This window comes from Roseateles noduli (assembly GCF_050626985.1).
Classification (GTDB): domain Bacteria; phylum Pseudomonadota; class Gammaproteobacteria; order Burkholderiales; family Burkholderiaceae_C; genus Roseateles; species Roseateles noduli_A.
This window is the reverse complement of record NZ_CP192463.1, coordinates 414,618-428,185: the sequence shown is the minus strand read 5'-3', so window position 1 is coordinate 428,185 and position 13,568 is coordinate 414,618. Positions and strand designations below refer to the sequence as shown.

10 protein-coding genes are annotated in these 13,568 nt (G+C 71.4%); 5 read left to right on the top strand and 5 right to left on the bottom strand.

Annotation, left to right across the window (positions count from 1 at the left end; translation table 11 throughout):
- The first annotated feature begins 7 nt into the window (after positions 1-7).
- Both ACQ4L4_RS02015 and ACQ4L4_RS02010 read left to right on the top strand, forming a co-directional pair.
- Positions 8-2,221, top strand: a complete 2,214-nt coding sequence (locus ACQ4L4_RS02015; protein ID WP_431102545.1) for a type I secretion system permease/ATPase — start codon at positions 8-10, stop codon at positions 2,219-2,221.
- Positions 2,218-3,840, top strand: a complete 1,623-nt coding sequence (locus ACQ4L4_RS02010) for an HlyD family type I secretion periplasmic adaptor subunit (protein ID WP_431102544.1) — start codon at positions 2,218-2,220, stop codon at positions 3,838-3,840. Before ACQ4L4_RS02015 ends, ACQ4L4_RS02010 begins: the two co-directional genes overlap by 4 nt.
- A gap of 115 nt (positions 3,841-3,955) precedes the next feature.
- Here ACQ4L4_RS02010 and ACQ4L4_RS02005 read toward each other — a convergent pair whose 3' ends face one another.
- The 4 genes from ACQ4L4_RS02005 to ACQ4L4_RS01990 all read right to left on the bottom strand — a co-directional run bounded on the left by ACQ4L4_RS02005 (position 3,956) and on the right by ACQ4L4_RS01990 (position 9,090).
- On the bottom strand, positions 3,956-5,068 hold the full coding sequence (locus ACQ4L4_RS02005; RefSeq protein WP_431102543.1) for a TIGR03364 family FAD-dependent oxidoreductase: 1,113 nt from the start codon (positions 5,066-5,068) through the stop codon (positions 3,956-3,958).
- Positions 5,069-5,182: 114 nt separating this feature from the next.
- Entirely contained in the window at positions 5,183-6,907 is a 1,725-nt protein-coding gene (locus tag ACQ4L4_RS02000; protein WP_431102542.1) for a putative 2-aminoethylphosphonate ABC transporter permease subunit, read from the bottom strand.
- On the bottom strand, positions 6,904-7,986 hold the full coding sequence (locus ACQ4L4_RS01995) for an ABC transporter ATP-binding protein (RefSeq protein WP_431102541.1): 1,083 nt from the start codon (positions 7,984-7,986) through the stop codon (positions 6,904-6,906). Before ACQ4L4_RS01995 ends, ACQ4L4_RS02000 begins: the two co-directional genes overlap by 4 nt.
- A gap of 12 nt (positions 7,987-7,998) precedes the next feature.
- Positions 7,999-9,090, bottom strand: coding sequence for a putative 2-aminoethylphosphonate ABC transporter substrate-binding protein (locus tag ACQ4L4_RS01990; RefSeq protein ID WP_431102540.1), 1,092 nt, complete (start codon positions 9,088-9,090; stop codon positions 7,999-8,001).
- 141 nt (positions 9,091-9,231) lie between these two features.
- On the opposite strand from ACQ4L4_RS01990, the gene ACQ4L4_RS01985 reads away from it, so the two are divergent.
- On the top strand, positions 9,232-10,095 hold the full coding sequence (locus ACQ4L4_RS01985; RefSeq protein WP_431102539.1) for a LysR substrate-binding domain-containing protein: 864 nt from the start codon (positions 9,232-9,234) through the stop codon (positions 10,093-10,095).
- 52 nt (positions 10,096-10,147) lie between these two features.
- Here ACQ4L4_RS01985 and ACQ4L4_RS01980 read toward each other — a convergent pair whose 3' ends face one another.
- Positions 10,148-12,214, bottom strand: a complete 2,067-nt coding sequence (locus ACQ4L4_RS01980) for an alpha/beta hydrolase family protein (protein WP_431102538.1) — start codon at positions 12,212-12,214, stop codon at positions 10,148-10,150.
- Between the two features lie 189 nt (positions 12,215-12,403).
- On the opposite strand from ACQ4L4_RS01980, the gene ACQ4L4_RS01975 reads away from it, so the two are divergent.
- Both ACQ4L4_RS01975 and ACQ4L4_RS01970 read left to right on the top strand, forming a co-directional pair.
- The gene (locus ACQ4L4_RS01975) at positions 12,404-13,030 is read left to right on the top strand and encodes a hypothetical protein (RefSeq protein ID WP_431102537.1); all 627 of its coding nucleotides are present in this window, start codon (positions 12,404-12,406) and stop codon (positions 13,028-13,030) included.
- 83 nt (positions 13,031-13,113) lie between these two features.
- A complete protein-coding gene (locus ACQ4L4_RS01970) occupies positions 13,114-13,563 on the top strand; it encodes a hypothetical protein (RefSeq protein WP_431102536.1) in 450 nt (149 codons plus the stop codon).
- The last annotated feature ends 5 nt before the right edge of the window (positions 13,564-13,568 follow it).

The window sequence follows — 13,568 nt, the reverse complement described above, 5'->3', positions numbered from 1 at the left end:
AGTCCCGATGGCCGATACGACCCTTCCCCTCCGCCTGCCGCCTCCCGGCCCGACGCCGCCGCGGGTCTCCCCGCTGGCGGCGTTGTGCCTGGTGGCCGCCTTCCATGAGATCGCCGCCGAACCCGACGCACTGGCGCACCAGCTCGGCCTCGGTCCGAACGATCCCGTCGAGCCGGACGACCTGCTGCGCGCCGCGCGGCTGCTCGGCCTGAAGGCGCGCCGTCTGCGCGGCGACGCGGCCCGGCTCGCGCGCGTGCCGCTGCCCACGGTGATCTGGCTGCGCGACGAGGGCAGCGCTCCCGACGAGCCCGACGCCCCGGTGCGTCCGGTCGTGCTGGGCCGCATCGGCACCAGCGAGGCCCTGATCGCCGATCCCGCCGTGGACGGCGGCCGCCCCGCCAAGCTCACGCGCGACGCATTGCTGGCGCGCTGGAACGGCGAGCTGATGCTCGTCGCCAGCCGCGCCAGCCTCGTCGGCGAGATGGCCCACTTCGACTTCTCGTGGTTCATCCCGGCCCTGGTCAAGCACCGGCGCCTGCTCGGCGAGGTGCTGCTGATCTCGTTCGTGCTGCAGGGCTTCGCGCTCGCGCACCCGCTGTTCTTCCAGGTCGTCATGGACAAGGTGCTGGTGCATCGCGGGCTGTCCACGCTGCACGTCATCGTGGTGGGCCTGGTCGTGGTGATGCTCTTCGAGAGCCTGCTCTCCGGCCTGCGCCATTACATCCTCAGCCACACGACCAGTCGCATCGACGTGGAGCTCGGCGCGCGGCTGTTCCGTCACCTGGCCGCGCTGCCGCTGGCCTACTTCCAGGCGCGGCGCGTGGGCGACTCGGTGGCCCGCGTGCGCGAGCTGGAGCACATCCGCGCCTTCCTCACCGGCCAGGCGCTCACCGTGGTGCTGGACCTGTTCTTCTCGATCGTCTTCATCGCGGTGATGTTCCTCTACAGCGTGCCGCTGACGCTGATCGTGCTGGCGAGCCTGCCCGGCTACGTGCTGCTGAGCGTGCTGATCGTGCCGGTGCTGCGACGGCGGCTGGACGAGAAGTTCGCGCGCGGCGCCGAGAACCAGGCCATGCTGGTCGAGTCCGTCACCGCGATCCAGACGGTGAAGGCCGGCGCGCTCGAACCCGCCTTCGCGCGCCGCTGGGACAAGCAGCTGGCGGCCTACGTGTCGGCCAGTTTCCGCACGCAGAACCTCGCGGCCTGGGGCCATGAGGGCGTCGGGCTGGTCGGCAAGCTGACGCAGGCCGCGACGCTCTGGTGGGGCGCGCAGGAGGTGATGGACGGCGCGCTGACGGTGGGCCAGTTCGTCGCCTTCAACATGTTCGCGCAGCACGTCGCGCAGCCGGTGATGCGCATGGCCAACCTGTGGACGGACTTCCAGCAGACCGGCCTGTCGATGGCGCGGCTGGGCGACATCCTCAACACGCGCACCGAGGCGCCGCCCGCCAGCGCCGCGCAACTGCCCGCGCTGCGCGGCGCGGTGGCGCTGCGCGACGTGACCTTCCGCTACCGGCCCGAGGCCGCGCCGGCGCTGCGCGGCGTGGACCTGTCGATCCGCGCCGGCGAGGTGGTCGGCATCGTCGGCCGCTCCGGCAGCGGCAAGAGCACGCTGACGACGCTGGTGCAACGCCTGCACCTGCCGCAGGAGGGCCGCGTGCTGATCGACGAGGTCGACAGCGGGCTGATCGACGCGGCGCAGCTGCGGCGCCAGATCGGCGTGGTGCTGCAGGACAACGTGCTCTTCAACCGCACGCTGCGGGAGAACATCGCCATCGCCGATCCGGCCGCGCCGATCGAGGCGGTGGTCCGCGCGGCGCGCCTGGCCGGCGCGCACGACTTCATCAGCGAACTGCCCGAAGGCTACGACACGATCGTCGGCGAACAGGGCGGCTCCCTGTCCGGCGGCCAGCGCCAGCGCGTGGCGATCGCGCGGGCGCTGTTCACCGACCCGCGCATCCTGATCCTCGACGAGGCCACCAGCGCCCTCGACTACGAAAGCGAAGCCGTGCTGCACAGGAACATGGCGCAGATCTGCCGCGACCGCACGGTGCTCATCATTGCGCACCGGCTCAGCGCGGTGCGCCACGCCGACCGCATCATCGTGATGGAACGCGGCCGCGTCGTCGAAGAGGGACCGCACGACGCGTTGCTGGCCTTGCAGGACGGCCTGTACCGGCGCTTGTGGTCGATGCAGGACGGACCGGGAGCACGCGCATGAACGGCCGTTGGAACGCCCGGTGGAACGCCCGGGCCGGGGTCCGGATCCGGCGACTGAGGCGATTGCAGGAGCTCGGCGCCGCACTGAGCCACCGCTTCGGCGCACCGGTGGAGATGCTGCGTCGCCATCGCGAGGTGTTGGCCGCGGCGTGGGCGGCGCGCCGCGACCTCGTCGGACCGGCGCGCCACGCCGAGGAGGCGGCCTTCCTGCCCGCGGCGCTGGCGGTGCGCGACACGCCGCTCCATCCGGCGCCGCGGCGCACGGCCTTCGTGCTGATCGGGCTGGCGGCGATCGCGCTGGTGTGGTCCCTGGTGGGTCGCGTGGACATCGTCGCCGTGGCCGAAGGCAAGCTCGTCGTCAGCGAGCGCAGCAAGATCGTGCAGCCGCTGGAGCGCTCCGTGGTCCACCGCGTGCGGGTGCGCGACGGCGAGCACGTCACGGCGGGCCAGACGCTGGTGGAGCTCGATCCGACGGCGCCCGCCGCGGACCGCGAGAGCCTGGACGAGCAGCGCCTGGCGGCCCTGGCCGAAGGCTGGCGCGCGGAGCGGCTGCTGGCGTCGCTCCAGGCCATCCCGTCGATCCAGTCGCTCCCGTCGATCCAGGAGCCCGGGACGATGGAGACCATCGGGACGACCGGGACGGGTCATGCGGGACGCGGTGCAGCGAGGTCCGTCGCATTGTCCGCCCCCGCTCTGGCGGAGACACCGCCGTCGGACTGGCCCGCGCCGCGACAGCACGAGACGCTGGCGATGCTGCGCGCCGAGTGGGGCGATCTGCAGGCCCGCCTGGGGCGACTGGACGCCGAGGCCGACCGCCGCCGCGCCGAACGCGACACCGCCCTGGCCGCGGCGACGCGGCTGGCATCGGCGCTGCCGCTGGCCGCGCGGCGCGAGGACGACCTGCGCGCGCTCGCGGGCCAGGGATTCGCCTCCACGCATGCGTGGGAGGATCGGCGGCGCGAGCGGCTCGACCTCAGCGGCGAGCTCGACACCCAGCGCGCGCGATCCCGCGAGACCGACGCCGCGTTGACCGAGACGCAGGCGACACGCGCCGCGCTGATCGCCGAGGTCCGCCAGCGCTGGCACACGACGCGCGAGCAGGCCGCCGCGCGGCTGGCGCAGATCGAGGCCGAGCGCCGCAAGGCCGGCCGGCGCGAGGAGCTGACGCGGCTCGTCGCGCCGGTGGACGGCACGGTGCAGCAGCTGGCGATCCACACGCCCGGCGGCATCGTGACCGAGGCGCAGGCGCTGATGGTGATCGTGCCCGACGACGCGCCGGTGACGGCGGAGGTCATGCTCCAGAACAAGGACATCGGCTTCGTGCGCGTCGGCGACGTGGCGGCGATCAAGCTGGAGGCCTTCCCGTTCACGCGTCACGGCACGCTGCCGGCGACGGTCACGCGGGTGAGCCCCGACGCGATCGACCATGAGCAGCTGGGACCGCGCTTCGCCGTGACGCTGACGCTGGACGCGCGCGACATCGAGGTCGACGGCGCTCGCGTGCCGCTGCGACCCGGCATGGCGCTCAGCGCCGAGGTGCGCACCGGGAGCCGGCGCGTCATCGGATTCCTGCTGAGCCCGCTCGAACGCGTCAGGAGCGAGAGCTTGAAGGAACGCTGAGGTGCGATGCGGAACTCCCTCCCGCTTGGGGGAGAGGCGCCGTGCGGAACTCCCTCTCCCGCTTGCGGGAGAGGGGCGGGGGTGAGGGCCAGCGGCGGTGGAAGTACTGAAACCCTTACCAGGCGGCGAGGACCTCTTCCGCCAATCCGAACGCGGTGCTGGCGCCCGTGCCGCTGGTGACCATCACGAGCCGGGTGCGCTCGTCCGGCGCCTCGACGAGGCACGGTGCGGCCGCGCTCACCGGATAGACACCGGTCCAGCGCTCGACCACCTCCACCGACGGCAGCGCCAGCTGGCGCTGCAGTTCGTCGAGGATCAGCCGATCCACTGCCTCGCTCGCGAACGGCGGCAGCACCGGACCGTAGTGATGCGAGTCGCCGACCACCAGCGTGCCGTCGGCGCTCTGCACCACGATCAGGTGGATGCCATGCGCCAGCGCGTCGTGCCGCTGCGCCGACAGGCGTCGCAGCAGCGGCTGCGCCTCGGGCAGCGCGGCGTAGCCTTCATAGCGCACCAGGCTCAGGTCGGCCATCAACGCGGCATTCAGGCGGAAGCCCGACGGCGGCCGCACACGCAGCATCTGCAGCTGGCACAGCGACAAGGCATGCGGTGTCCATCGATCGGCGAAGAGCCCGTGCAGCTCCGCGCCCGAACACACGACGACGAGCTCGGCGCGGTAGCTCGCGCGGGACGTGCGCACGTGCGGGGCCTCGACCTCGAGCACCGATTCGCCGAAGCGGAACTCCACGCCATGCCGCTCCGCCAGCCAGGCGGCGATGCGCGGGATCGCGTCGCGCGATTCGACGCGCAACTCGTGCGGGCTGACCAGCGCGCCGATCAAGCCGTCCTCGCGCAGGCCGGGTTGGCGCGCCGCCGCGTCCGCGGCACCGAGCCACGCGCAGCCCTCCCCCATCTCGGTGGCGAGGAAGGCCTCGAGCAAGGCTTCGGATTCGGCGCAGCGCGCGGCCAGCAGCAGGCCGGCGTGTTCGATGCGCAGGCCGGCCTGCGGCGCGAGCTCGGCCCAGAGATCGCGCGATCGCCGCGCCCGGCGCCAGTGCGCGCCGCGCTGCTGACCGGTCACGGTCACGAAGCCGAAGTTGCGGATCGACGCGCCGATGCAGGCCGCGTCGCGCTCGACGACGACGACGCGCCAGCCGCGCTTCGCGCCGGCCCAGGCATGGGCCAGGCCGACGATGCCGGCGCCGACCACGAGAAGGTCACAGTTCATGGGAATGCCTATCGAAGGAATGAAGCTCGCTGGCTTGGCCCCCTCTCCCGCTTGCGGGAGAGGGCGGGGGTGAGGGCCAGCGGCGGTGGCAGTACGGAAGCTTTCTGGCTGGGGCTATCGGGCTCGCCACCGCTGGGTCCGTTGCACAAGGACGTGGCCGACCAGGCCGATGACACCTCGCCCGATCGCCGCGGTCACGAACAACAACGTCGCCATCGCGGCGGCCGGCGCGGTATCCCCGGCGTCGTCCATCGCGAGCACCGCGATCGCGGCCAGCGTGGTGTCGGGCGAGTACAGGAACACCACCGCCGACACCGTCGTCAGCGCGCTGACGAAGAAGTAGCCCGCCACCTGCACCAGCGTCGGGATGGCGATGGGCAGGTGCACGCGGCGCAGGTGCGTCCAGAACGGCAGGCCGAGCGATTCGGCGACGCGTTCGTATTCAGGGTCGAGCTGCCGCAGCGCGCCGAGCTGCGTCAGGTGCGCGACCGAGTAGTAATGCGCCACCGTGCACTGCACCAGCAGGCCGAGCCCGCCGTACCAGCCGCGCAGCGGATTCCACGGCGCGTTGAAGAACAGGATGTAGCCCAGCCCCAGGGCAAGACCCGGCACCGCCATCGGCAGCGTCGCCAACGCGTTGAGCACGCCGCGCGCGGCCACGAAACCGCGCGGCTTGTCCACGAGCCAGGCCAGCACGAAGCTCAGGCCCGCGCCGGCGAGCGCGGTCCACGCGGCCAGACGCAGCGAGTTCCCATAGCTGGCCCAGCCGCCGCCGTCGCTCATGTCGAACTGGTAATGCGTCAGCGTCGGCGCGAGCTGGTACGGCCAGTACTGCGCGAACGACGCGTACACCGCGATGCCGAAGACGCCGACCAGCGCCGCCGCGACCAGCGCGCAGTACAGCAGCGCGGCGAGGTCCCGTCCCGCGCGCGGCGACGGCACGTGCGGGACGGCGCGCAGGCTCAGCACCGCGCGCTGGCGGGCGCGCAGGCGCTGCTCCAGCACGAAGGCGCCCAGCGCCGGCAACAGCAGCAGCATCGCGACGACGGCGCCGCGGTCCAGGCGCTGCTGGCCGACGACTTCCTTGTAGATGTCGGTGGCCAGCATCGCGGTCTGCCCACCGACGACCTTGGGCACGCCGAAGTCGGTCAGCACCAGCACGAATACCACGACCAGCGAGATCAGCAGCCCGTAGCGGCTGGCCGGCAGCGTCACCGTGCGGAACACGCGCCAGCCGCTGGCGCCCAGGCAGCGCGCGGCTTCGATCGTCCGCGCGTCGCTGCTGGACAAGGTGGTGACGAGGATCAGCATCGCGTGCGGGAAGGTCCACAGCACCGAGCCCAGCACGATGCCGGCCGGGCCGTAGATGCTGTCGATCCCGAGCGCCAGCATCGGGCCCTTCAGCAGGCCCTGGTTGCCGAAGGCGTAGACCAGCCCGATGGCCGCCAGCAGCGAAGGCGCGAGCAGCGGCAGCAGCGCGAGCGCGCGCCACAGGCCCTTGGCCGGCAGCGCCGTGTGCGTCAGCGCCCAGGCGTAGCCGTAGGCGAGCGCGACGCAGACGACGGCGGAGACTGCCGACAGCGCGACGCTGTTCCACAGCGCGCTCCATCGGCCGGTCGAGAAATACGCGATGAAATGCGACGCGCCGACGAAGCGGCCCTGCCCGTCGAGCACGCTCTGCGCGAGCAGCGCCACCAGCGGCAGCAGGATGATCACGGCCAGCGCGACGAGGGCGGCAGCCAGCAGGCCGCGCAGCACCCACGATTCGAGGTGGCGTCTCCGCCGGCGCGGCAGCGGCACCTGAGGTGCCCGCGATGTCTGATCGAACACCAGGCTCACGCGGCTCTCCGCATCGACAACGGCGCGTCGAAAAGCTGGAGCGCCGCGGCGGGCAATCGCAGGCCGCGGACCTCGCCTTCACTGAGACCGGCGGCTTCGCCGCTGGGGATCTCGAGCATCAACGCCCCGCCGACGCCCGCACCGGTGCCAGCGCCCAGCGCTTCGCAACGCAGCAGCACCTGCGTCACCGCGCCATGGAACTGCAGCGTCTCGATGCGGGCGCGGAGCATCGCTCCCTCCCCGTCGATCAGGCGGATCGCTTCCGGGCGGATGCCCACGCGCACGACACTGCCGGTCTTGTAGAGGCGGCTGTCGCAATCGAGCAGCGTCGTGCCGACGCGCACGCGTCCCTCGGCGACGACCTGCCCGTCCATCCAGTTCATCCGGCCGACGAATCCCGCCACCAGCGCGCTGGCCGGCTGGTCGTAGAGCTGCCGCGGCGCGCCCTGCTGCGCGATCTGTCCCTTGGCCAGCAGGACCACGCGGTCGGACATCGCCAGCGCCTCGTCCTGGTCGTGCGTGACCATCAGCGTCGTGATGCCCAGCCGCTGCTGCAGCGCGCGGATCTCGGTGCGCAGCTCCTGCCGGACCTGCGCGTCCAGCGCCGACAGCGGCTCGTCGAGCAGCAGCAGCTTCGGTCCCGGCGCCAGCGCGCGGGCCAGCGCGACGCGCTGCTGCTGACCGCCGGACAGCTGCGCGGGAAACTTGCCGGCCTGCTCCAGCAGGCCCACCAGCGCGAGCATCTCGTCGGCGCGGGCGGCGGCCTCGCGCCGGGGCAGCTCGTTCAGTCCGTAGCGGACGTTCTCGCGCGCCGTCATGTTGGGGAACAGCGCATAGGACTGGAACACCACGCCGAAGCGGCGCTGCGACGCCGGCCAGGCGGTGATGTCCTGGCCGTGCATCAGCACCTGGCCGGCCTCGGGCGTCTCGATGCCGCAGACGATGCGCAGCAGCGTCGTCTTGCCGCAGCCCGACGGGCCGAGCAGCGACACGAACTCGCCCGGGCCCAGGTCGAGGTCGATGCCTTGCAGCACCGTCTGCGGGCCGAAGCGCTTGGTGATCTGGCGCAGATGCAGCATGGGAGGTCCGGATCACTTCTTCTCGGCCTTGGCCTCGTAGCGGCGCGACCACTCGGCGAGGATGCGATCGCGGTTCGCGGCGGCCCAGTTGAAGTCGTTCTTCGCCAGCAGCTTGTCGAGGTCGGAGGGCACGTACTCCAGCTGTTCCTGCACCGAGGGCAGCGCCAGCACGGCGAAGTTCTTCGCGTAGAGCTCGTTGGCCTTTCGGGTCACGGCCCAGTCGGCCAGCGCCCGGGCGGCGTCCGGCTTCTTCGTCGTCTTCATGACGGCGGTGGCCTCGACGTCCCAGCCCAGGCCCTCCTTCGGGAAGACGATGTCGATGGGCGCGCCTTCCTTCTTGGTCTTGTTGGCGCGGTACTCGAAGGACAGGCCGACCGGGAATTCGCCGGCGCCGGCCTGCCGGCAGGGCTTGGAGCCGCTGTGCGTGTAGACGCCCATGTTCTGGTGCAGCGCGTCCATGAAGGCCCAGCCCTTGGCCTCGCCCATCATCTGCAGCCAGGCGGAGACCATCAGGTAGCCGGTGCCGCTGGAGGCCGGATGCGGCATCGTCAGCAGTCCCTTGTAGACGGGCTGTGTCAGGTCGGCCCAGGAGGCGGGCTTGGGCAGCTTGTGCTTCGCGGCCTCGGCGGTGTTGAAGCAGACGGCCGACGACCACAGGTCCATGCCGACCCAGGTCGGCTGCGGACGCGGGTCGCGCATCGTGGCGCGGACCTGCTCCAGGCCCTTGGGCGCGTAGGCCGCGAGCATCCCCTCCTTGTCCAGCAGCATCAGCGAGGTCGCGGCCAGGCCCCAGACGACGTCGGCCTGCGGGTTGGCCTTCTCGGCCAGCAGCCGGGCGGTGACGATGCCGGTGGACTCGCGGACGAACTTCAGCTCGATGGCGGGATGGTCCTGCTCGAAGGCGGTCTTGTAGGCCTTGATCTGGTCGGCTTCGAGCGCGCTGTAGACCAGCAGCTCGGTCTTGCCCTGAGGGCCTTGGGCGCCCTGGGCATGGACCTCGGGGCTGGTGAACGCGGCGATCGCGGCCAGGGCCAGCGCCGCGGCGGCGTGGAGGACGGTCGAGAGGGAGGTCGACCGCGAGGTCGTCAGGGGAGAGATCGGCATGGGCGCTCCATCGGGGGAATCGATGGGGGACACTGTAGGAATGGCATATGTCATTGACGCGTCAAACGCCCCAAGTTCGCGGAAACCGGTATTGGCCGTTTTTGGAGATCCGGGAGATCCGGGAGATCCGGGAGGCCTGCCGTGCTCGTGAACCAGCTGAAGGCCTTCTTCGCCGTGGCGCGGCTGGGGTCTATCACCGGCGCGGCCAAGCAGCTGGGGCTGTCGCAGCCGACGGTGACGACGCAGATCCGCGCGCTGGAGGAGCAGTACGGGGTGGAGCTGTTCCACCGCGGCGGCGGGCGCCTGAGCTTGAGCGACGCGGGCCGGCGGCTGATGCCGCAGGTGGACGCGCTGCTGCAGCAGGAGCTGGACATCGAGTTCGCGCTGCGCGATTCCGCCGAGCTGCGCGGCGGCACGCTGCGGCTGGGCGCGACCGCGCCGTACTACACGCTGACGCTGGCGCAGCGGTTCCGGACGCGGCACCCGCGGGTGGAGCTGAGCATCGCGGCCGGCAATTCACGGCAGATGGTGGACGCGCTGCTGGCTTACGAGGTGGACCTGGCGACCTCCAGCCACCTGGTGGACGACGCGCGGCTGCACCGCGTCGAGCTGGGTGCCGACCCGCTGGTGCTGCTGCTGCCGCGCGGCCATGCGCTGGCGCGGCGCGCGGCGGTGTCGCTGACGGCGCTGGCGGAGGAGACGCTGCTGGTGCGGGAGCGCGGCTCGATGACGCGGACCTTGAGCGAGCAGGCGCTGGACGCAGCCGGCGTGCGCCCGCAGGCGCAGATGGAGATCGCCAGCCGGGAAGCATTGCGCGAGGCGGTGGTGCGCGGGCTGGGGCTCAGCATCTTCGCGGCGCACGAGACCGGGCGGCACCCGGACCTGATCGCCCTGCCCTTCGAGCAGGACGTGCCGCTGGTGCGGGAGTACCTCTACTGCCTGCGGGAGCGGCAGGGGGCGACGCTGGTGGCGGCGATGCTGGCCTGCGCGCGGGCGGAAGACTGAGGTCGGATCGAGTCTTCTGCCGCTCAGGTGACACGCGCGCGGGCGCGGCGGCTTACTGCCCGCCTGGTGGGGTGCCTTGCCCGTCCTTCAGGTGCTTGGCGAGGAAGACCTCCACGCGCCTGGCGAAGTCGACACTGTTGTCTAGGTTCCCGAAGCCGTGGGCTTCGCCGCGGTACGTGATCCATTCGGGCGGACGGCCCGCCTTCACGAGCGCGTCGCGCATGCGCTCGCCATGCTCGATGGGGACGCGGACGTCGCGTTCGCCGTAGGCCAGCAGCAGCGGCGCACGGATGCGGTCGGCCAGCAGCACCGGGGAATTGGCCTTGAGCATGTCGGCATCCTTGACTGCATCGCCGACCATCGTGGGCGCCATGTAGCTGCGGTAGGAGCTGCCGAGGTCGTCATCCACCCAGCTGTCGCCCTTGACCAGCAGCATCAGGTCGGTCACGCCGAGCCAGGCCACGCCGCAGCGATACAGCGCGCCGTCCTTGGCCAGCCCCATCAACGTGGCATAACCGCCGTAGCTGGCGCCCGCGATGCAGGCGCGGTCCGAGGCGAGCTTCTGCTGGCGCGCCCAGACCAGCGAGTCGGCGATGTCGTCCTGCATGGCCTGACCCCATTGGCGGAAGCCGTCGCGATAGTGCTTGTCGCCGTAGCCCTCGCTGCCGCGGAACTCGGGCTCGATGACGAGATACCCGCGCGAAGCGAGGAATTGCGCCCAGCCGTCCCATTCCCAGACGCGGCCGCGCACGAAGGGGCCGCCGTGAACCAGCACCACGGCCGGCGCCGGCTTGCCTGGCGCGACGCCCCGCGGCAGCGTGAGCCACACCGGCAGGTCGGCGCCGTCACGGGCCTTGATGCGGTGCAGCTCCTGGCCGGCCATCGCCCGCGGGTCGACGTCGGGGCGCTGGCGGCCGACCGCCTGCCAGCGGTCGGCCTCGGCGGCGGCGGCCCGGTAGATCCAGTACTCGCCAGGCTCCCGGTCCGAGAAGTTGCGCACCACGGCGACCATGTCCGCCTTGCCGCATCGCGCGCACTGGACGACGTTGACGCCTTCGGTGAAGCGCGCGTCGACCAGTTTCTGGAAGTCACGCATCGCGGGGTCGAACCACGCCGTCGCCTGCGCGTCGGTCTGGTAGCGCAGGCCGACCGTGCGCCCCGCATCCCGAATCACCGCGCTCTGTGCGTCGAACCCTGGGGCACTGAGCAGGGCGCGGGGTTCCGGCTTGCCGGTCTGGAAATCGAAACGGGTGAGCACCTCATAACGTTGCGCGCCTTCGAGCCGTTTCACGAAGAGGCGGCCGGTGTCGTCCACCGCGACGGGAACGAAGGGCAGACCCAGCAGGTCGCCGCGCGTGAGTTCGGACCAGGTCTTCTCGCCCGGTCCGCGCCAGTGGACGACCTGCACGTTCTCCTGTTCGGTGATCACGAGGCGGGCCTCGCCATGACTGTCGAAGAGGAAGCGTACGGCGCCGCGAGGTTCGTCGAAGGTCGCGGGCAACGCGCGGCCGGTGTCGACGTTCAGCCAGAACGGGGTGTAGGCGCTGCGGTTGTTGGAGCGGTTGAGGCCGAACTTGCCGACGAGCACCCGATTGCCCGGTTCGCCCTCATGGGGGAAGGGCACGGTAAGGAGCCGATGATTCCAGGTCAGCGCGCCGCCGAAGGCCTTGCGCTCGCCTTCGGTCTCGTGCTCGCGCTGGACCAGTTGCCGGATGCCGGAGCCATCCGCCGCGACCGAGAACAGCCCGCTGGCCTGGTAGTGGGTCCCGGAGGCGATGCGCCGATCGGTCGCGGAGAAGACCAGCTTGTCGTCGTTGACCCAGTAGAAGTCGCCGACGTCGTCGTTGCTGAACTGGACGACGCGACGGGCCTCGATCTTGGCCCCCAGTTCGAACACGTAGAGGCCGACGCGCAGGCCGGGGCCGCCCGGCGCGGCGACGGCCAGGCGCTTGCCGTTCGGCGAGAGCTTGGCTTCATTGAGCTCGGCGTTCTTGAAGAACACCTCCGGCGGCACGGAGGCCGGCACGGGCGCCGGCTGCGCAAGGGCGACGCCCTGCAGGCCGGCCAGCGCAAGGGCGAGCGACAGCGCGCAGCGGCGCGCGACGGAGATCGGTGTCATCGGGTACTCCCTCGTTCCGCCGCGCCGCGCAGGCGGCCGGCGATGGTCTTTTCTTGGCGGGGGATGCTAGCCGCGTCGCGAGGGGCGATGTCTGGGGGATGTCCCGGAGCGGCCCCACCCCTCGGAGGAACTACCTCCCCGGAGATTCGCCCGGAAAGTGCCACCGCTCGCATCGCAGAGAATCCCCCGATGCGCATCCCGTCCCGCCGAATGCCGAAGGCCAGCCCCGAGTCCCCCAACCGCTGGCAACGGGTTGCCGCTCCCGTGATGGTTTGGGGCGTGCTCGTGGCCCTCGCCGGTTGGTACTTGTGGAAGCTGGTTCGAGATCCCGTCGGCGTGCTCACAGTGACCGCCATGATCGCGGGCGTGGCGGCCGCCTGGTACCTCGGGCGGGGCCTCCCGCAGCTGAGGCGGACGGAAGCAGCCCTGCGCGACCTGGCGGCCGCCCGCGCGGGCCAGTCGATCTGCGAGTTCTCGCGCGATTTCGATCTCCGCGAGGTCGACCCGTGGATCGTGCGAGCAGTCCATGAAGCGTTGCAGAGCGAGATCCACGTCGCCTACCGCTTGAGCGGATTCCCCGTCCGGGCCGACGATCGGATGGTCGCCGACCTCCACATCGATCCCGAGGAGCTCGACTTGAGCGTCGTGGAGACCGTCGCCGACCGCGCGTGCCGATCGCTGGACAACTGGGCCGCCAACCCGTTCCACAAGGACACCGACACCGTGCGCGGCCTCGTGCTGTTCCTCAACGCCCAGCCGCTGGTCCGACCGAAGGCGGCGGCCGCAGCGGCTGCAGCGGCTGCAGCCGCCGCGTAGATACTCGGCGCCTGCGGCCGACAGCGCCGCGCGCCAGCGACCCGAATCGAACGCCACCGATGTCCATTGAAATGCGCCCCCCGATGAGCTCGCTCGTGATCGGCACGATCAGCGCGGCGTTCTTCTTCTGGCTCGCCGCCGTGTCCTTCATGACCGGCACGCACCCCGCGGCCACGCTCGGCACCGCGCTCTGCTTCGGCGTGCTCGGGCTGATGGCGCTGCCCATGGTCGCGGACTACTTCTTCGCCCGCCATCGTCTGTCCGACGAGGCCATCGACTACGGTCGCCGTTTCGGCGGCCGCGGCACGATGCGCTGGGCCGACGTGCGACTCGTCCGCTTCTCGCCGACGATGAAATGGTTCGTGCTCGAGGACCCGTCCGGACACAAGGCGAGGGTGTCGGCCAGCCTCGCCGGGCTGCCGGAGTTCGCGAGACTCGTTCTCGCGCACGTGCCGCCCGAGGCGGTCGACAAGAAGACGCACAAGCTGCTCGTCGATGCAGGCCTTGGCAGGCGGCCCCGCGTGTGGCTCTGAGCGAG

Excerpts from the sequence above, each read along its gene's own strand:
- ACQ4L4_RS02015 (WP_431102545.1), top strand. The coding sequence starts at position 8 with ATGGCCGATACGACCCTTCCCCTCCGCCTGCCGCCTCCCGGCCCGACG.
- ACQ4L4_RS02010 (WP_431102544.1), top strand. The coding sequence starts at position 2,218 with ATGAACGGCCGTTGGAACGCCCGGTGGAACGCCCGGGCCGGGGTCCGG.
- ACQ4L4_RS02005 (WP_431102543.1), bottom strand. The coding sequence starts at position 5,068 with ATGAACTGTGACCTTCTCGTGGTCGGCGCCGGCATCGTCGGCCTGGCC.
- ACQ4L4_RS01995 (WP_431102541.1), bottom strand. The coding sequence starts at position 7,986 with ATGCTGCATCTGCGCCAGATCACCAAGCGCTTCGGCCCGCAGACGGTG.
- ACQ4L4_RS01990 (WP_431102540.1), bottom strand. The coding sequence starts at position 9,090 with ATGCCGATCTCTCCCCTGACGACCTCGCGGTCGACCTCCCTCTCGACC.
- ACQ4L4_RS01980 (WP_431102538.1), bottom strand. The coding sequence starts at position 12,214 with ATGACACCGATCTCCGTCGCGCGCCGCTGCGCGCTGTCGCTCGCCCTT.
- ACQ4L4_RS01975 (WP_431102537.1), top strand. The coding sequence starts at position 12,404 with ATGCGCATCCCGTCCCGCCGAATGCCGAAGGCCAGCCCCGAGTCCCCC.
- ACQ4L4_RS01970 (WP_431102536.1), top strand. The coding sequence starts at position 13,114 with ATGAGCTCGCTCGTGATCGGCACGATCAGCGCGGCGTTCTTCTTCTGG.